This is a genomic window from Streptomyces sp. NPDC055966 (assembly GCF_042269865.1).
GTDB lineage: Bacteria > Actinomycetota > Actinomycetes > Streptomycetales > Streptomycetaceae > Streptomyces.
Window position 1 is genome coordinate 145,834 of sequence record NZ_JBHJYK010000011.1, and the last position, 18,846, is coordinate 164,679.

The 18,846-nt window shown below is 69.7% G+C and carries 13 protein-coding genes and 3 pseudogenes; 9 read left to right on the top strand and 7 right to left on the bottom strand.

The window, feature by feature from the left end; translation table 11 throughout:
- Positions 1–484: 484 nt before the first annotated feature.
- Together ACFC8N_RS24100 and ACFC8N_RS24105 are read right to left on the bottom strand one after the other, a co-directional pair.
- Positions 485–903 (bottom strand): annotated as a pseudogene (locus tag ACFC8N_RS24100) (DDE-type integrase/transposase/recombinase); the annotation flags it as partial.
- A 615-nt stretch (positions 904–1,518) separates the two neighbouring features.
- Positions 1,519–1,761, bottom strand: a pseudogene (locus ACFC8N_RS24105) (S1 family peptidase); the annotation flags it as partial.
- On the opposite strand from ACFC8N_RS24105, the gene ACFC8N_RS24110 reads away from it, so the two are divergent.
- The 3 genes from ACFC8N_RS24110 to ACFC8N_RS24120 all read left to right on the top strand — a co-directional run bounded on the left by ACFC8N_RS24110 (position 1,742) and on the right by ACFC8N_RS24120 (position 3,389).
- On the top strand, positions 1,742–1,960 hold the full coding sequence (locus ACFC8N_RS24110; RefSeq protein WP_376289627.1) for a hypothetical protein: 219 nt from the start codon (positions 1,742–1,744) through the stop codon (positions 1,958–1,960). The pseudogene ACFC8N_RS24105 and the gene ACFC8N_RS24110 sit on opposite strands and share 20 nt — an antisense overlap.
- Before the next feature lie 246 nt (positions 1,961–2,206).
- Positions 2,207–2,932 (top strand): glycoside hydrolase family 16 protein, encoded by a 726-nt coding sequence (locus tag ACFC8N_RS24115; protein ID WP_356024874.1) that lies wholly within the window; start codon positions 2,207–2,209, stop codon positions 2,930–2,932.
- 253 nt (positions 2,933–3,185) lie between these two features.
- The gene (locus ACFC8N_RS24120) at positions 3,186–3,389 is read left to right on the top strand and encodes a hypothetical protein (RefSeq protein ID WP_356024876.1); all 204 of its coding nucleotides are present in this window, start codon (positions 3,186–3,188) and stop codon (positions 3,387–3,389) included.
- A 122-nt stretch (positions 3,390–3,511) separates the two neighbouring features.
- Here the strand turns inward: ACFC8N_RS24120 and ACFC8N_RS24125 are convergent, their stop codons facing one another.
- Entirely contained in the window at positions 3,512–3,829 is a 318-nt protein-coding gene (locus ACFC8N_RS24125) for a hypothetical protein (protein WP_376289629.1), read from the bottom strand.
- Positions 3,826–4,644 (bottom strand): phytanoyl-CoA dioxygenase family protein, encoded by an 819-nt coding sequence (locus tag ACFC8N_RS24130; RefSeq protein WP_376289631.1) that lies wholly within the window; start codon positions 4,642–4,644, stop codon positions 3,826–3,828. The genes ACFC8N_RS24125 and ACFC8N_RS24130 overlap by 4 nt, the downstream gene beginning before the upstream one ends.
- A gap of 71 nt (positions 4,645–4,715) precedes the next feature.
- On the opposite strand from ACFC8N_RS24130, the gene ACFC8N_RS24135 reads away from it, so the two are divergent.
- The 4 genes and pseudogenes from ACFC8N_RS24135 to ACFC8N_RS24150 form a co-directional block, all read left to right on the top strand.
- Positions 4,716–5,531 carry an AraC family transcriptional regulator gene (locus ACFC8N_RS24135; protein WP_362822671.1) on the top strand — a complete coding sequence of 272 codons (816 nt, stop codon included), beginning with the start codon at positions 4,716–4,718 and terminating at the stop codon, positions 5,529–5,531.
- A 260-nt stretch (positions 5,532–5,791) separates the two neighbouring features.
- On the top strand, positions 5,792–7,555 hold the full coding sequence (locus ACFC8N_RS24140) for a cellulose binding domain-containing protein (protein WP_376289634.1): 1,764 nt from the start codon (positions 5,792–5,794) through the stop codon (positions 7,553–7,555).
- Positions 7,556–7,799: 244 nt separating this feature from the next.
- Positions 7,800–8,492 carry an alpha/beta hydrolase family esterase gene (locus ACFC8N_RS24145; protein WP_376289635.1) on the top strand — a complete coding sequence of 231 codons (693 nt, stop codon included), beginning with the start codon at positions 7,800–7,802 and terminating at the stop codon, positions 8,490–8,492.
- 54 nt (positions 8,493–8,546) lie between these two features.
- Positions 8,547–9,629: pseudogene (locus ACFC8N_RS24150) on the top strand (arabinofuranosidase catalytic domain-containing protein); the annotation flags it as partial.
- A gap of 11 nt (positions 9,630–9,640) precedes the next feature.
- Here the strand turns inward: ACFC8N_RS24150 and yicI are convergent.
- The 3 genes from yicI to ACFC8N_RS24165 are packed head-to-tail and all read right to left on the bottom strand — an operon-like array spanning position 9,641 to position 16,229.
- Positions 9,641–11,923, bottom strand: a complete 2,283-nt coding sequence (yicI, locus tag ACFC8N_RS24155) for an alpha-xylosidase (protein ID WP_376289637.1) — start codon at positions 11,921–11,923, stop codon at positions 9,641–9,643.
- On the bottom strand, positions 11,920–13,323 hold the full coding sequence (locus tag ACFC8N_RS24160) for a GH1 family beta-glucosidase (RefSeq protein WP_376289639.1): 1,404 nt from the start codon (positions 13,321–13,323) through the stop codon (positions 11,920–11,922). Before ACFC8N_RS24160 ends, yicI begins: the two co-directional genes overlap by 4 nt.
- A complete protein-coding gene (locus ACFC8N_RS24165; protein ID WP_376289641.1) occupies positions 13,320–16,229 on the bottom strand; it encodes a glycoside hydrolase family 3 C-terminal domain-containing protein in 2,910 nt (969 codons plus the stop codon). The genes ACFC8N_RS24160 and ACFC8N_RS24165 overlap by 4 nt, the downstream gene beginning before the upstream one ends.
- Before the next feature lie 209 nt (positions 16,230–16,438).
- Between ACFC8N_RS24165 and ACFC8N_RS24170 the strand changes: the two genes are divergently transcribed.
- On the top strand, positions 16,439–16,741 hold the full coding sequence (locus tag ACFC8N_RS24170) for a hypothetical protein (RefSeq protein ID WP_376289643.1): 303 nt from the start codon (positions 16,439–16,441) through the stop codon (positions 16,739–16,741).
- Between the two features lie 113 nt (positions 16,742–16,854).
- A complete protein-coding gene (locus ACFC8N_RS24175; protein ID WP_376289645.1) occupies positions 16,855–18,843 on the top strand; it encodes a beta-galactosidase in 1,989 nt (662 codons plus the stop codon).
- The last annotated feature ends 3 nt before the right edge of the window (positions 18,844–18,846 follow it).

An 18,846-nucleotide genomic window follows, 5' to 3' on the forward strand; every position in this document is an offset into this window, starting at 1 on the left:
CACCCGAACACGCCGAGAAGTTCAACTCGGCTCGAGAGATGAAATAACAGCAGATCAAATGATGTCTACGCGCTATGCCAACGACCACGGCAGCCCACGCAGCCCCGCAGATCGACCCGCTCCCCCGAGGACCTCATGACGTTCACCAACGGGTTCCGGCGCATCCGCGGTGGCGTTCAGGTGGCATGCGCCACCGAGACGCGTGGAGTGCACGCGTAATCGAATCGCTTCACCGCCCATGTCACGGCGCAGAAGGTGATGCGCAGAGGGGCACGCTAGACGCGCGCATCCCAGCGTCGACCGAGGGCGTGCGTGACGGCAATCCGTCACGTTATGAGACCTGCGCGTACTTGTGGCCAGGTAGGCGAGATCCTCCGGTCGAAGCCGGAACGGAACCGTGGTGACGAGATGTCCGTTGAGGAGGGAGCGGACGCTGCGGTGGTTTCCCTTGCGGCGGCAGAACCGGCGGTCCGCCAACCTCGACGTGCACCCAGCCGTCGGTCGCTTCGCGGGCTGCGGCCAGTGACTCGAACGGCACCACGGGATCGAGGAACTCCTCCCGTAGGGTGCGATGGAAGCACTCCGTCCTGACGATGGTGGGGGCGAGCGGGGCTTGGTCAGCCGCTGCGTGATGCCGTTCTCCCGGCAGACGCCCTCGAACAGCACCTCGACGGGCTGAGGTCGGGTATGACGGCCGGTGAACTGCTTGTCGTTGTCCGTCAGCGCCTCTAAGGGCACTCCGCAGCGGCGCATCGCGGCGGTGAAGGCCGAGCACACCGCGCGGGCGCTGGGCACAGCCACGGCGGAGGCGAACCCGACGAACCGGGAGTGGTCGTCCATGCCGGTGACCATCTTGCACAACCGCCCGTCGGCCGGCGGAACCCCGCCGACCAGGTCCATCTGCCGCTCTTCGGCGATGTCGGCCGGCTCCAGGCGAAGCTCGCGGCGGGCGGATCCGCCCAGTAGCCCTCGAAGCGGAACGGCGCAGGATGCACACACACCGTGCGGCCGACGGCATACAGGCCCTCCCGTGAATTGCAGTCATGGCACGGCGGGCCGTCTGCCACGACTGGCTCCGCTACCGGCACCGCTGCCGCGGCTGCCGCTCCACCCTGCCCCTGCCACACCTCGCCGCATGGACCGCCCACACTGCCTGCCGATCGCTGCGCCCGACCCACCCGGCCCCCGGCAGGCGCAAGCCCTGCGGTGTCCTGCGCGTGTCCTGGACAGGCAGTCAGAACGCACCCCGTTCCTGCCTGCTCACTGTCGTCGTCAACTTGTCCTGGCACAAGTCCCCTACGGCGAAGCCGCCGAGCCGTATCGCATCTGATTTGGCCGAGACGGCCCCTGCCGTGGCCGCCGCGGCCGGCCCTGACCGCGTGGATGGCCTCCCTGCTCAGTTCCGGCCCGTCATCGCCGACATCGGCGGCGAGGACATAGCCCTGTTCTGGGCGCCGGTCCCAGGACGGGAGTCGGGGGCCGGTTCATGCCGTTGGACGGGGCCGCTCGGCCCGGGGGTCAGCCGATCTGTGCGCCGTACGCTGCAAGGCCCGGCCGCCGTTGGTGCAGTCGCCGCTGCCGCCGGAGGTGAGGGCCGAGGGCGCTCTCGCCGTCGAACAGGGCGCCGCCGCTGTCGCCGGGCTCGGCGCAGACGTCGGTCTGGATCAGTCCGCTGACCGTGCCTTCCTGGTAGTTGAGGCTGGCGTTCAGCGCGGTGACGGTGCCGTCGTGGACCTGGGTGGTGCTGCCGCTGCGCTGCACCATCCAGTGCACCGGCCTGGAGGACGGGACGAGCGGCAACCCTTGGCTCGCCGACTACGACCCCAAGAGCCACGCCGGCACGGTCATCCGGGTCCTGCGCGGCCACGAGAGCGGCGGCGACCAGGACGATGTCTCCTACGCCTCGTACTTCGACGACGACATCGCCCAGCTCTACCAGCGCACCCAGAACGCGGACTGAACCCAGCTCATGCGCACCTCGCTCACGCCGAACGGCCGTGGCCGCGAAGCCTGCCGGAGAGGGGTCAGGGCTTGTGTCCAGTTGTGATCAAGCCGGGGTGCGACACCTTGTGTCTTCAACTCCAGAAGCCAGGAAACGATCCGCGCCACACATCTTGTCAAACATTGAACGGACTCCTAGAGTCCGGCGTTGAAGGGAGCGTGGGACCGCTCCCCCGCCTCATGTCATCCGAGCAATGGAACCGCGATGTCATCTGCACTTCTCAGGCCGGGACGCCTGATAGTTGCCGCCCTGGCGGCGCTGTCCCTGCTTCTCCTGGGACAGCCGCAAGCCCACGCGGCGTCGTGGGGAGCCCCCCAGACCATCAACTCGTGGAACACCATCAACGGACGGTGGACCGCCAACAACGAGTTGGAGACCTACACTCCCGACTGCGTCTGGTACGAGGGCAGCACCCTCGTCATCAAGACCTACAAGTCGGGCAGCACGTACTACTCCGGCCGCGTGGAGTCCAAGGCCCTCTACGGCTACGGCACTTACAGCTTCACCGCGAACATGCCCAACGGCCAGGGCCTCCTGCCTGCGGTATGGGCGGCCTACCTGAATCCGTGGCTGCCCGAGTTCGACGCCGCCGAGATCGTCGGCCAGAACCCGAACTCCGTGTACCAGACCTCCCACGACTCCAACAACGCCCAGACCCAGTTCTCGAAGACGGATTCTGCGGGCTGGACCAACGCGTACCACACGTACTCGTTCACCTGGTGGCCCGATCACATCGACTTCGCCGTGGACGGCACCATCACCGGCACCAAGTGGTACACCACGGCACCGGGTGTCGGGATGCACTTCATCGTCAACACCGCCGTCGGCGGCGACTGGCCGGGCAACCCCAACGACTCGACATGGGCCACAGCAGACGGCGCGAGGTACCTGAAGGTCTCCTCGATCACGTACACCCCGTACCAACCGTAAGGGTTCCGCTTCAGGACCCGAACTCGGAGGACTGCCGAGAACGTGCCTGCCGGGCCGGGTCGCAGAGTTTCACTACGGCGACTCGGTCCAACGGGAGTGCTCCCAACGTCAGTACCCAGCCCTTCCGGTGTGCGTCCCGGCGGAGGCGCCGCCGAGGTACCGTCATGCGCCGGCCGGCACCATCTCCATCCGGCGCCGGGCCGGGTCCAGTCCCTAGTCGGGCGCCGTCCAGGCGATCGGCCACCGGAATCCGGTGGCCGCGCTTGAGGTCCGCACCGCGGATGGCTGGCGGCAACTGCCGCGTACCGACTACGACTACTTCCTCTCCGCCGACGGCAGCGAGTGCGGCGGCGCGATCACAATCACGGACATCTACGGTGAACGGCTGACCAACACCGGGATCGAGCCGCGGCCGAACATCGTGCAACCGACCGGGGTCCAGTTCTCACGGCACTGATCGCACCGTCGTCACCTAGCCGAGCGGTTCGACTGGTCGCTTGCCGCAGGCACGGCGACCAGTCGGCTACGCATTCCCGGAAGCCCGCCGGTCCGGCCGCACACCGTCCGGCGCCGGGGCCCTCAGTCCTCGCGAAGCTCCGCGAGCTTCTCGAAGAAGAACTCGTGCTTCAGAAACGACACGTCGTACTCGTGCCCCGGATACGGCGGGATCAGCTGGGACGCCTGGATCAGGCGCCAGCCGTCGCACAGGGCGGCCAGGCCCGTCGCGTAGGGAGGCTCGTCGCTGTCGCCCGTGGTAGGGCATGTGCGGCCGGTACCGTCGTAGAGTGCCCAGCCGATGACGTCGGAGTCCAGTGCGGACGTGCCCAGGTACAGCACCAGAAGTTGCTGGCGGACGACCGAGGAGGTCGGGGCGGGGGCGGGGTCGATCGCGGTCATGCGGGCACCTCCTGCGGTCGGTTCGAGACGCGGGTGACCCAGTGGTCCAGGTCGAAGTCCGCGTCGCCGGTCAGCGCCCGCCACAACAGGACGCGGTTGTAGAGCTCCAGGCGACCGGTCGCCCCCTCGTACCAGGGGAAGCCGGTGTTCAGTTCCGACGCCACGCCCGGGTCCGCCAGGTCCGAGGTGTCCCACAGCCGCCGCTGCCGTACCGTCGGATTGAAGCGGATCTTGAACATGTAGCGCAGGATGTCGCTGTCGTTGCGCCGGCCGCCGTGCCAGAGACCGTGGTGCAGAAACACCACGGTGCCCGCCGGACAGACCAGTCGGTGCTGGCCGCGCAGATTCTGGTACCGACCGGTGTCGCTCTCGTTCGTGCGCCGCAGATGGCTGCCGGGCACGCTCAGTGTGCCACCCATCTCCAGGGTCACATCCTGCGGGTAGTACATGAGCTGCACATCGAACGCGTCGGTCCGTGCGTCGATGATCGCGTCCGCGTGCAGCGGCTGCGCGCGGCCCTCGCGTGGCTCCCGGACGTGGACGAAGTGGTGGTCGATGTTCGGATCGGGGCCGACGAGACTGTGCAACGCGCCCGCGACTTCGGGCAGGTCGACGAGCCTGCGCATGAAGGAACCCTCGGGATAGGCCTCGGTGACCGGCGTGCCGTACGGCACCGGGGGAATGCCGGCGGCGAAGACCTCCATGGCCCCGGCGTTCATCTCCGCGGGCACCACGGCGTCCAGGCGCAGCGATCCGTGGGCGACGAAGTGCGCCATCCGCACCGAGCTGAGCAGATGCTCTCTGGTTGTCGTCATGTGCACCACGCTAGGGAAGGCATCGCGTCCGGCGCGTGGGTCCCGCTCACCACCGCTGGTAGGTTTTCACCATGCTTGAGGTGGCGGTGTGCCTGGACGAGCCGCCGGTCGTGGCGAACGTAGGCGTCGGCGTCCACGGCCCGGCCGGGCACACCGACGTCTTCCGCCTGCCCGACCTGTGGCAGCTGCACCTGTACCGGTACGAGGCCGACCTCACCGTCGACGGCACGCCCCATGTCATCCGCCCCGGCCGGGTCAGCCTCGTACCGCCCGCCACGACCGTCCGGTACCGCTACCGGGGCCGCTCCGAGCACCTGTACGCCCACCTGCGGCTGTCCTCCGGCGGGGCGCTCCGCTCGGTGCCCGTCGTACAGGACGCGGGTCCGGAGCTGTCCATGCTGTCCGCCCTGATGCTCCAGGCCATCGCGGCCTGGCCGAGCGCCCCGGTCCGGGCCGCGGCCGAGGTCTGGGCCGCGCTGTGGCGCGTCGGCCATCTCACCCCGCCGGTCCCGCAGGGCCCCCGGGACGGCCCGCACCAGGCTGTCACCGCCGCGATCTCCTACATCGAGTCCCGGCTGACCGACCCCCTCACCGTCCCGGAGGTGGCCCGCGCCGCCGGGATCTCCCACAACCACCTCACCCGGCTCTTCCGGGCGGCCACCGGCGAGACCGTCGTCGCCTACATCCGTCAGCGCCGCCTGGCACGCGCCCGTCACCTGCTGCGCGAATCCACCCTCTCCATCTCCGCGATCGCCGCCGCGGTGGGAATCCCCGACCTCCAGGCCTTCAACAAGGCCTGCCGCCGAGAGCTGGGAGCCTCACCCCGAGCCGTTCGCGAGACAGCGAGACCTGTCCGCGGGCGATCATCTGGATGGCCCGTGGGGTGAACTGACCCGGTCTGTCGAAGCGTTGTCGAAGCGCATCGACGCATCCCGGGGACGGATTCAACTCCTCGCGGGACCCACTGCCATGACGCCCTCTCAGAGAAATTCTCTTGAGTTCACGTCGCTTGTTTCCCGAGAAACATCTCCGTTACCTTGAGGAAAAGTGAAGCGCTTCGACAGCCACCGATCGCCCGGTGCCCCGAAGACCAGACCCGGCACTTCCGTCCTGCAGAGCACCATGATCAGTATCTCTGGAGAGACACATGAGATGGTCCATCAGTAGGTTCCATGGTCGGACGGTCGCGCTGGCCGCGGCCCTGCTGCTCGCAGCCGCCGGCACGGTCACCGCGGCCGCGCCGCCCGCCTCCGCCTCGACCACCGTGTCCGTGTCGGTCGACGCGGCGCAGCAGCTCGCGACGATCCCGTCCACCGGGGTCGGCACCAACGTCGCGGTCTACGACCCCAACATGACCCGCTCCGACATCCCGGGCCTGCTCGGCGCGGAAGGCGTGGGGAGCGTCCGCTATCCCGGCGGCAGCGTCGCCGACGTCTACCACTGGCAGACCAACACCGAGGAGGGCGGCGGTTATGTCGCCCCGAACACCGACTTCGACACCTTCATGGGAACGGCGCGTGCGGCAGGCGCGCAGCCGACGATCACGGTGAACTACGGCACCGGGACGCCGCAGGAGGCGGCCTCCTGGGTGCAGTACGCGAACGTCACCAAGCGCTACGGCGTGAAGTACTGGGAGGTCGGCAACGAGCAGTACGGCAACGGCGAGTACGGCTCCCCGTGGGAGACCGACCACCACTCCAGCCACAGCGCCACGACCTACGCGAACAACGTGCTGCAGTACATATCGGCGATGAAGGCGGTCGATCCCTCCATCAAGATCGGTGCGGTGCTGACCACCCCAGGAGGCTGGCCGGACGGCATCACCGGGCCCGGTGACACCGCGGACTGGAACCACACGGTCCTGTCGATCGTCGGATCGAAGATCGACTTCGTCATCGTGCACCACTACCCGAACAGCACGAGCGAGGCCGACCTGCTCACCAAGCCACAGGCCGACATCCCCAGGATCACCGGCACGGTGCGCTCGCTGATCAAACAGTACGCGGGTACCAACGCCGACAGCGTCGGCATCGCGGTGACGGAGGCGAACGCCACGTCCTACCGGGACACCTCCCCCAACGGCCTGTTCGCCCCCGACGAGTACGTGACCTGGCTGGAGAACGGCGCGTTCAGCGTGGACTGGTGGGACATGCACAACGGCACCGACTGCACCGGGCTGACCAGCGTCGAAGGCGCCACCGACTACAACGACTACGGCATGCTCTCCAGCGGCGCCTCGTGCGAGCCCCCGCTGAACACCCCGTTCCCGGCGTACTACGGCACACAGATGATCACCAAGCTGGGCGCCGCGGGCGACACGATGGTCAAGGCCACCAGCTCCAACTCGCTGCTGTCCGCGCACACCGTCCGCCGCGCCAACGGCGACGTGGACGTCATGCTCATCAACAAGGATCCGGACAACGACGCGACGGTCAGCCTTGGCTACAGCGGATTCACCCCGTCCGCCGCCGCCCCGACGGTCTACTCGTATCTGAAGAACGCTCATTCGATCACGTCGGCCACCGCCGGCAGCGCGACTCAGCAGACCGTGCCCGCGTACTCGGTCGTGGTCGTCCAGATACACCCGGCCGACGCCGCCTGCCGGGTCGTCTACAACAAGAACGAGTGGCCGGGCGGCCTGATCGGCTCCGTCACCCTCACCAACAACAGCCTTGGCCAGATCAACGGCTGGGACCTCGGCTTCAACTTCGGCGGCGACACCCAGATCACTGCCCAGTGGAACGCCACGGTGAAGCAGAGCGGCCCGAGCATCAACGCCGGGAACACCTCCTCCAACGCCTCGGTCGCGCAGGGCGGGAGCGTCTATTGGGGCTTCCAGGGCACCTGGTCCAGCAGTGACGCCGATCCGTCGCAGTTCTGGCTCAACGGCGCAAGCTGCTCGATCGGGTGAACCACGCCGCCGGCGGCGCGAACGCGTCCGCCACGGCATCGCCGAAGTCAGTGTGGCGGTCGGGACTGCCCACCGCTTCGGCGAGCATCGACTTCGGGTGAATCAAGTGACGGGCATTGACGTCTGCGGCGCGGTTCCTATCATCCTGAAGAGTCCGAAGTTCCGAGCGTAGTTCGATATACCGAACCACCTGTTCCCTATTGGGAAGTAGCAAGCCGTATCCGACAGAAGGCGGAGCGATGTGATGCCCAAACCCCCGTTATGGTCCGCCGTGGTCGCGACAGTTCTCGCCCTGGTCAAGGCCACCGGCGGCACAGCTCTGCGCAACGGCGTCCACGACGTACAGGACGCCTCCCTCACGGCAAGCAAGGCCACAACCTCGACCGCCGGTTGCGGTAAGGCCCCCACGCTGACGAGCGGGAGCCGTACACTCCGGATCAACGGCAAGAGCCGCAGCTACATCCCGAAGGTGCCGGCCAACTCCGGCCAGGACCACGCCTATCGGCCGGCGAACAGCACCGCGATCTTCGTCGACACCATGACCTACGCGCTCGCGTGTGCTCGGGCAACCGTCTTCCGTGCGGTCGCGGTCCAGTCGGGCTGGCGGCTCAGCGGCTGCGACGGCGGCACCCGCCCCATGGCGTACCTCGGCATACACGGCATCCGGGACAACGTGCTCGGCATCTCCGGCGGACGTGCCCTGCGCGACCGGTTCGTCAGGAACAACGGCTGCACTCCCCAGAACCCGCCCGAGCCCGCACAGGGCAGCCTGACGCACCGCTTCACCACCTGCTCGGGATGCTCCACCGGACACCCGGTCGAGTGGGCCGCCTTCGACGACGGCCACATCCCCACGCCTCAGGACGGAGCCGGCGGCGACAGCGGCTCCCGGACCTGGGTGCCGGCCGAGGTCTGGAAGTTCTTCACGCAGTTCTGAATCCGGCACACCGCCGGCACGTGAGACACCCCCCACCATCGAAGGAGCTCACTCATGACCGTCCGCCCGCGGATACGGCCCCTGCACCGTGCACTGCTCGCCACCGGAGCGACCGCCGCGCTCAGCCTCGGCGTGCTCACCGGCACCGCACCCGCAGCCCCGGCGGCCTCCCCCGCCCCGGCCGCCGCCTCGCTGCCGTGCGACCTCTACGCCGCCGGAGGCACCCCCTGCGTGGCGGCGCACAGCACGACCCGCGCGCTGTACGGCTCCTACAACGGCCCGCTGTACCAGGTCCGCCGCGCCTCCGACAACACCACCCGCGACATCGGCGTCCTGAGCCGTGGCGGATATGCCAACGCCGCCGCCCAGGACTCGTTCTGTGCCGGTACGACCTGCGTCATCACCGTCATCTACGACCAGTCCGGCCGCGGCAACCGCCTCACCCAGGCACCTCCTGGCGGGTTCTCCGGCCCGGCCGCCGGCGGCTACGACAACCTCGCCAATGCCACCGCCGCACCGACCACCATCGGCGGCCACAAGGCCTACGGCGTCTACGTCGCCCCGGGCACCGGGTACCGCAACAACAACACCAACGGTGTCGCCAAGGGCGACCAGCCCGAGGGCATGTACGCCGTACTCGACGGCACCCACTACAACGGCGGCTGCTGCTTCGACTACGGCAACGCCGAGACCAACAGCCGCGACAACGGCAACGGCACCATGGAAGCCATCTACTTCGGAAACATCAAGGTCTGGGGCTACGGATCGGGCAACGGTCCCTGGATCATGGCCGACCTCGAAAACGGCCTGTTCTCCGGGGTGAATCAGCACTACAACGCGAACGACCCCTCCATCAGCCACCGCTATCTGACCGCTGTCGTCAAGGGCGAGCCCAACCACTGGGCCATCCGCGGCGGCAACGCCCAGTCCGGCGGCCTGTCGACCTTCTACAGCGGAACCCGCCCCAATGTCGCGGGCTACAACCCGATGAAGAAGGAAGGCGCCATCATCCTCGGCATCGGCGGCGACAACAGCCACGGCTCCGCCGGCACCTTCTACGAGGGCGTCATGACCTCCGGCTACCCCTCGGACGCCACTGAGGGAGCCGTACAGGCCGGCATCGCGGCCGCCGGCTACGGAAAGTAGGTTCACTCCTCGTAACGGAACTCGGTGGTCGCGGGCCCCGCGGCGACGATGTGCAGGGTGCCGTCGGGGCCACCCGTACGCAGCCGCCAGGGGTGTGGGCTGTCGGTCGTGACGCTGAGGCGGTCGCCCTCGCGGCGGACATCGAAGCGGGCCGTCTCGCCGGGGCCGTTCGTAGTCGGGATCGCGACCGTGCGGCGAGCCCCGTCCGCGAAGGCGTGCACCCTCAGCTCGACATCGTCCGCCCAGGCCGAGACCGGGCGCTGGTCGTCGGCGGCAAAGGGGATGACCGAGTCGGGGCGAGCCAGCAACGGCAAGGTGTGGAAGTCGTGCTGCTCGCGCACCCAGCGAGGGCCGGTGACCCGGACGCCGGTCAGGATGTTGGTCCAGGTGCCCTCGGGCACGTAGTACTCGGCCGTGCCGTCGTCGGTGAAGACGGGAGCGACGAGCAGGTCGTCGCCGAGCATGTACTGCCGGTCGAGATGACCGGTGGTGGGGTCGCCGGGAAACTCCAGGGCCATGGCCCGCATCACCGGGATGCCGGTGGTGTGGGCCTGCTGGGCGGCGCGCTGCAGGTACGGGGCGAGGCGGTGTTTGAGGAGGGTGAACTCGCGGGTGACCTCGACAGCCTCCTCGCCGTAGTCCCACGGGACGCGGTACGACCGGCTGCCGTGCAGCCGGCTGTGCGAGGAGAGCAGACCGAACTGCACCCAGCGCTTGAACACGGTCGGCGTGGGAGTGCCCTCGAAGCCGCCGATGTCATGGCTCCAGAAGCCGAACCCGGACAGCCCGAGGGAGAGTCCGCCGCGCAGCGACTCGGCCATGGCGTTGAAGTGGGAGTCGCAGTCGCCGCCCCAGTGCACGGGGTACTGCTGGCCTCCGGCGGTGGCCGAGCGGGCGAACAGCATCGCCTCGCCCTCGCCGCGCTCCTCGCGCAGCAGGTCGAAGACGGCCTGGTTGTAGAGGTGGGTGTAGTAGTTGTGCATCCGCTCCGGATCGGAGCCGTCGTGCCAGACGACATCGGTGGGGATGCGCTCGCCGAAGTCGGTCTTGAAGCAGTCCACGCCCTGTGCGAGCAGTGTGCGCAGTTTGCCGGTGTACCAGTCGCGGGCGGCAGGGTTGGTGAAGTCGACCAGGGCCATGCCCGCCTGCCACAGGTCCCACTGCCACACGCTGCCGTCCGGACGCCGTACGAGGTGGCCCTCGCGCATGCCCTCCTCGAACAGCGGTGACTTCTGGGCGATGTACGGGTTGATCCAGGCGCAGACGCGCAGTCCCCGCTGCTTGAGCCGGGCCAGCATGCCCTCCGGGTCGGGGAAGGTCTCGGCGTCCCACGCGAAGTCGCACCACTGGTGGGCGCGCATCCAGAAGCAGTCGAAGTGGAACACGCTCAGCGGGATACCGCGTTCGGCCATGCCGTCGATGAAACGGCCGACCGTGGCCTCGTCGTAGTCGGTGGTGAAGGACGTGGTCAGCCACAGGCCCAGCGCCCAGGCCGGCGGCAGGGCCGGGCGGCCGGTGAGCGCGGTGTAGCGCTCCAGGACCTGCTTCGGGGTCGGGCCGTGGACGACGAAGTACTCCAGCGACTGATCCTCGACGCTGAACTGGACCTGGCCGACGGCTTCCGAGCCGACCTCGTAGCTGACCCTGCCGGGATGGTTCACGAAGACGCCGTATCCACGGTTGGTCAGGTGGAACGGGATGTTCTTGTAGGCCTGTTCGCTGCTGGTGCCGCCGTCGGCCTGCCAGATGTCCACCGTCTGCCCGTTCTTCACAAGCGGCGTGAATCGCTCCCCCAGGCCGTAGACAAGCTCTCCGACTCCCAACGACAGCTGGGCGAGCATGTGATGGCGGCCTTCGGCGTCGGTGACGAACCCGTTGCCGCGCTCGCCCGCGGAGGTCAGCACCTGGCCGTCGGCGACGAACTCCAGCCGCCACGGCTGTTCCGTGTCCACGCGCAGCGTCAGTTCGCCGGAGACCAGTTCCAGCACCGCCCCGTCCCGGCGCACCTTGCCGGCGTCCGCACCGGCGCCGGGCAACGCGAACTCCGGGCCCCGGCGCGCCGATCCGGCATGGTGGGTCGTGCGCACGCCGATGATCCCCTCGGCCGGGGACCAGCACTCCACGGTCAGCAGCGGGCTGTTGAGGGTGTCACCCCGCCGGCTCACATGTTTCACCGGCGCGTACAGGGTCATCCGCTGGTCGTCGGCGCGTACATCGGCGACCTCGGTGGCATGGCGAGCCGTGCAGCCGGGGCGCATCAGCCAGTAGCCGTCCGTGAACTTCATCGGGCAGGTTCCTCCGTACGCGCACGGTGCGCGGTGATCAGACCCCGGTACCAGTGGTAGCTGTCCTTGGGGGTGCGGGTCAGAGTGTCGTAGTCGACGTGGACCAGTCCGAAGCGCTGGTCGTAGCCGCGTGCCCACTCGAAGTTGTCCAGCAGCGACCAGGCGTAGTAGCCGCGTACGTCCACACCGGCGGCCATGGCATCGGCCACGGCGGCGAGGTGCTCGGCGAGATAGCCGATACGGTCGGGATCGTGGATGCAGCCGTCGGGTGCGACGGTGTCGGCCTCCGCCGAGCCGTTCTCCGTGATCCAGATCGGCAGCGACTGCGGGTAGCGGACATGGAGGCCACAGAGCAGTTCGGTGAACGCGGACGGGACGACCGGCCAGCCCATGGTGGTGTGTCGCGTGCCGTACGGGTCCAGCTCGGCCACGCCGATGTCCACGGCGGTGCGCTGGTCGGGGTCGGCCACGCGGTGCGGTGCGGCGGCCACGGTGAGGGGCCGGTAGAAGTTCACGCCGAGGAAGTCCAGCGGCGTGCCGATCAGGTCCAGGTCGCCCGGCAACCGCCAGGGGCCGTCGGCGAGCCCGGCCCAGGTCTCGGCCTCGTGCGCGGGGTAGCGTCCGGCGAACAGCGGTTCTGTCCAGATGTCGTTGTGCAGGGTCTCGGCGCGATGGCGGGCGGCGATGTCCTCGGGCCGGTCGGACGCGGCGTGGATGCAGTCCAGGTTGAGGGTGATGCCGATCTCCCCGGCGACGCCCGCGGCGCGCAGGGCGTGTACGGCGAGACCGTGGCCGACGAGCAGATGGTGGGCGGCGGCCAGTGCGCCCCGTCCCTCCTGTGTGCCGGGGGCGTGTCGGCCCTCGGCATGCCCGACGAACGCGGAGCAGTACGGCTCGTTGAGGGTGATCCAGCGTTCCACCCGGTCGCCGTAGCGCTCGGCGGCGAGTGCCGCGTACGCCGCGAACGCCTCGGCGGTCTCCCGCACGCGCCAGCCCCCACGGTCCTCCAGGCCCTGTGGGAGGTCCCAGTGGTAGAGGGTGACGGCGGGAGCGACACCGGCGGCCAGCAGGCCGTCGATGAGGCGGTCGTAGAAGTCCAGGCCCTTGGTGTTGACCGGGCCGATGCCCCGGGGCAGCAGGCGGGGCCAGGAGATCGAGAGGCGGTAGGTGTCGACGCCGAGACCGCGCAGCAGCGCGATGTCCTCGCGGTGGCGGTGGTAGTGGTCGGCGGCGGTGTCGCCGGTGGCACCCGCGTGCGTCCGACCGGGAGTGTGGCTGAAGGTGTCCCAGATGGAGGCCCCGCGGCCGTCCTCGTCGTGGCCGCCTTCGATCTGGTAGGCGGACGTGGCCGCGCCGAAGCGGAAGCCGCCGGGGAGCGTCGGGAAGGGCGGGGTGTTCACCGGGCACCCTCCTCGCTCCGCGGGGCAGGCGCGTGGTCTCCGGCGAGTGCCTCATCCGGTGCGGTGAAGCGGAAGGAGGCCAGCCGGAAGTCGCCGTGCAGGGTGAGCCGCAGATCGTGGGGGCCATCGGCAGGTGGCGCCGTCGCGACGGTGACGGTCGTCCAGGTGTGGCGGTCGCCGGTGACCGGTACTGCGGTCTCCGCGACGAGACGGTCTCCGGCCCGCACCTCCAGCCGTGCCTCACCCGGTCCGGCGGCCTCGCGCGCGACCTCTGCCTCGAAGCAGGCGGCACCGGACAGGTCCGCGGCGCGGAACAGCAGGGTCGCGGGGTGAGCGGGATCTGCCGGGGCGACAGCATCGCCCCTCGCACGGGTGGCGTCGACCAGGGCGATGTCCGTGTAGTCGTCGAAGTCGACCGCGAGGGTGCTCCGGCCCACCAGTGCCCGTGGTGCGGGTCGGGAACCGGTGACGGTGAGCGGCGCGCCGAGGACGATGTCCTCGGCCGAGCGCGCGACGAGCACCTCGTATCGGCCGGGATCGACGGTGAAGGCGCCCGCGGTGACGTCCCAGTGCGCCAGTCGTTCGGCCGGCAGCCGGAAGGTCACCTCCTGGCTCTGCTCCGGTGCGAGCCGCACCTTGCGGAATTCGGCGAGACGGAGCCGGGGTGCCTCGTAGCGGGCATCGACCGCCCGGACGTAGAGCTGGACCACCTCGCTCCCGGACCGTGTGCCCGCGTTGGCCAGAGTCACGGAGACGTCCACTGAGCCGTCCTGGGCCATGGACGGCGTGGACAGCCGCAGGTCGCGGTAGGTGAAGTCGGTGTACGACAGGCCGTGTCCGAAGGAGTACAGGGGTGCGGACCGGTGGTACTGGTACGTCCAGCCCGCCTTGATGATGTCGTAGTCGAGTGGATGCGGCAGTGGGTCCCCGCCCCGGTACCAGGTCTGCGGCAGCCGGCCGGCGGGGTCTGCCGCGCCGAGCAGGACGGCGGCCAGCGCCCGGCCCGTCTCCTGTCCGCCGTGGGAGGTCCACAGCAGGGCCGGCAGGTGGGCGTCGGCCCAGTCGACGGCGTAGGGGTAACTGCTCATGACGACCAGCGCGGTCTCCGGTCTGACGGCGGCGACCGCGCGCAGCAGCGCTTCCTGCGTCTCGGGCAGGCCGATTCCGGTACGGTCCTCGGTCTCGCGGCCGTTGATCATCGGGTGGTTGCCGAGGACGACGATCGCCACGTCGGCCTCCTCTGCGGCGGCCCGCGCCTCGGCCGCGCCGTCGCGCAGCAGTTTGCGCTGCCAGCGCTCGGCCGTCTCGGGGGTCTCGGCGGTGACGCGCACCCGGCCGTCGGCGGGATCGCGGGCGGCGTAGCGGCCGGTGCGCACGTTGTGGAGCACAAAGGTGTCGCCCTCGCCGTCCGGGGCGGGCTCCAGCCGGAAAGTCTCGTCGACGAACCAGGACTTGAGGAGCGCCCGGTCGGTGACGAGGGAGGCGTCGTCCTGGACGCCGAGGTAGCGGCCGGTGTCGGCGTCGCACAGGGTGAGGACGCCGTCGCCCCACTCCTGGACATCGAACGAAGTCCCGCCCAGCGGCTTGCCGGAGGTACGGGAGAGCAGCCTGATCCGGTCGGCGCCCGGCACGCGGACCACATGGCCGCCGCCGTCTGCGAGCGCGGCGCGCAGACCGGTCGCGATGCCCACCTGGTACGGCATGGTGCCGCTGTACCAGTCCTCGTACAGGGCGTCGGCGTGCGGCCCGATGACGGCGATCCGTGGTGCTCGTTCCGGATCGAGGGGCAGCAGGCCGTCGTTCTTGAGTAGGACCACCGACTCGGTCACGGCGCGCAGGGCCAGGGCGCGGTGCTCGGGACAGTCGATCACCTCCGGGCCGATGCCGGCGTACGGATCGAGATCGGGGTCGAACTCGCCCAGCCGGAAGCGCAGTTGCAGCTGGCGGCGCACCGCCCGGTTGACGTCCTCCTCCTCGATCAGTCCGCGCTCCAGCGCCTCGCGCAGCCGGCCGATCACGGCCGCGCTGTCCTCGCGGTGGTCGGTGAAGCTGTCGATGCCGGCTTTCAGCGCGGCGGCGTGGGAGGAGGCGTGGTCCTCGAAGTAGTGCTCCAGCTCCACCAGGTTGCAGGGCGCTTCCTCGTCGCTGACCACGAACAGTTCATGGCCCGTCTGCCCTGCCCAGCGCCGCAGTTCGTCCTCGATGAGCGGACTGACGTGGCAGGGGCGGCCGTTGACCAGGTTGTAGGCGGCCATCGCGCCGGTGGCCGCGCCGGAGGCGATGACCGGGCGGAAGGCGGCCAGGTCGTACTCGTGCAGCACGCGGGGGCGTAGGCCGGAGGAGGTGACACAGCGGTCGTTCTCGTTGTTGTAGGCGAGGAAGTGCTTGAGCACCGGAGCGGCGCGCAGGTAGTCGGGATGGTCGCCGGCCAGGCCCCGGCAGTACGCGGTGCCGAGGCGCGCGGTGTGCAACGGGTCCTCGGAGTAGCCCTCTTCGCCCCGCCCCCATCGCGGATCGCGCAGCAGGTTCACCACGGGCGACCAGATCTGCAGGCTGTTCGTGCCGGATCCGGTCGCGGTCGGCCGGTGTCGGTGGAAGGCGCGCGCCTCGACCGAGACCGCCTCGCCGACGGTGCGCACCAGATCCTCGTCCCACGTGGCTCCCAGCCCCACGGCCTGGGGAAAGACGGTCGCCACTCCCAGCCAGGCCACGCCGTGCAACGCCTCGGTTCCGGTGCGGAACGAGGCGATGCCGAGGCGCGGGACGGCCGGGACGTACTGGTGCAGCAGGGCGAGCCGCTCATCCAGGGTGAGCCGGTCCAGCAGGTCGTCGACACGTTTCCCGAACGGAAGCGCGGGATCACGGAACGGCAGCCGGGCGGTGGCGGAAAGGGAGGGAGAACCCACGAGTCATGCCCCTCAACAAGCGGGAGTGGATGTCGGGCTGAAGACAGATTGTCGAAGCGCATCGACGCTTTCATCGTCATGACGGACTGTCAATGGACCTGCGAAAAGAACCTCTCTTTATGTTCGCACTCTTGTTTCGCACGAAACATGTCCGTTAACTTCGCGAGTCAGGTGAAGCGCTTCGACACCAAGGGAAAGGGGTCGCCACCATGCCGCACGCGTTGAACCGCAGAAGCTTCGTCGGCGCGGCCGCCTCGTTCCCGGGAGCGGCCGCACCGGCTCCGCCCCTGTCCGCCCACGGGGGTGGCGGACAGCGGCACACGGATACGAACACGAAGGCGGGTTCGAAGGCGGCGCTGCCGGCCTACCCGAAGGGCGTCACGGGCGTGCCCCCCGCAGTGGAACTTCCGCAGCGGCCTGCGCACCGGCGCCGTCAAGGGCTGAAGCGGTACCGCGCCGACGGCACATCCCCGGACCGGGAGCGGTCCCGCTCGCCTCTCCCCGCCGCCTGAAAGGGACCGCTCCCCCACTACGGCCACGCCGGCCGCCGGCCTCCACCCCTGGCGCCGGTGCCGGCCACCCGCGAGAGCACACCACACCCGACTCCCGTACCGGAGGAACACCCATGACCGCCCGCAGCGTCACCGACCGTCTGGGCGGGCTCGCCTTCGGCGGGGACTACAACCCCGAGCAGTGGGACGAGCCCGTCTGGAAGGAGGACGACACACTCATGCGCCGGGCCGGGGTCAACCTGGTCACCGTGGGCGTCTTCTCCTGGGCCCTGCTCGAACCGGAGGAGGGCCGCTACGACTTCGCCTGGCTCGACGCCCACCTGGAGCGCCTGCACGCGAACGGTGTGGCCGTCGACCTCGCCACACCGACGGCCTCCCCGCCGCCCTGGTTCACCCTTGCCCACCCCGACGCCCTGCCGGTCACACCCGACGGCACCCGCCTCACCCACGGCAGCCGCGACACCTACTGCCTGGCCGCACCCGCCTACCGGAACGCGGCCCGCAGGATCGCCTCGGCCCTCGCCGCACGGTACGGCGACCACCCGGCCCTCGCGCTGTGGCACGTGCACAACGAGTACGCCACGCTCTGCCACTGCGAGCACGCGGCGGCGGCCTTCCGGGTGTGGCTGCGCGCCCGCCACGGCTCACTGGACGCCCTCAACGAGGCCTGGGGAACGTCCTTCTGGAGCCAGCGCTACACCTCTTGGGAACAAGTGCTGCCACCACGCGCGACGCAGTGGCACAAGAACCCGGGCCAGAGCCTGGACTTCCGCCGCTTCTGGTCCGACGAGACCGTCGCCGCCTACCGCGAACAGCGCGACGCGATCCGCGCGCACAGCGACCGGCCCGTGACGACCAACCTGATGCTGCCCGCCTACCAGAACCTGGACCTGTGGGCGCTGGCCCGCGAACTCGACGTGGTCACCTCCGATCACTACCCGGGGTCGCCGGGTCTCGACGCCGCCGCCGACGCCGCATTCCACGCCGACCGCGTCCGCTCCCTGAGCGGCGGCAGCCCCTGGCTGCTGATGGAACAGGGCACCAACACCGTCTACGACAGCGACCGGGTGCTGGGCAAGGAACCCGGGGAGATCCTGCGCCACACCCTCGGCCACATCGCGCGCGGTTCGGAGGGTGCCCTCTTCTTCCAGTGGCGGCAGTCCCGGGCCGGTGCCGAGACATGGCATTCGGCGATGGTCCCGCACGCTGGCCCCGACAGCCGTATCTTCCGCGAGGTCACACAGGTCGGGGAGGCGGTCGCCCGGCTCGGCGAGCTGGCGGGTTCGACGGTCGACGCGTCCGTGGCCGTCCTGCACGACGCGGACGCCTGGTGGGCCTTGAGCGTCGACGGCCTGCCCTCCGCCGCCCTCGGTTACCACGGGGAGCTGAGCCGGGCACACCGGGCGTTGTGGGACGCCGGCGTGACGGTCGACTTCGCCCATCCCGAGCACGAGTTGAGCCGCTACGCGCTCGTCGTCGCGCCGGCCCTGTTCCTCCTGTCCGACGCGGGCGCCGAGAACCTGCGCCGCTACGTCGCCGACGGCGGGACGCTCCTCGTCCAGTACGCGAACGGATGCGTCGACGACCGCATGCACGCCCGGCTCGGCGGCTATCCAGCCGGGCCGCTGCGCGAGGCCCTGGGCGTCCGTGTCGAGGAGCACCGCCCGCTGCGGACGGATGAGCGGATCACCCTGTCGGACGGCTCGCACGGCTCGGTATGGAGCGAGTCCCTGCGTGCCGAGGGCGCCGAGACGCTCGCCGCCTACACCCACGGCATGCTCGCCGACAGCCCGGCACTGACCCGGCACCGCTACGGAACCGGGCAGGGCTGGTACGTCTCCACCCGCCTCGACGACACCGACTACGGCGCGTTGGTCGGCCGGGTCCTGCACGAGGCCGGTGTCGAGCCGGAGGAGTCGCCGGGTCTGCCGGACGGTGTCGAAGCCGTCACCCGGCACGCGTCCGACGGCCGTCGCTGGCAGTTCCTGCTCAACCACCGCGCGGACACCGTGCCGCTGCCGGATCCCGCTCACGACCTGCTCACCGGCGCCGGGGTCCGCGAGCTGCCCCCCGGCGGTTGCGCGGTGCTGCGCAGGACCTGACTC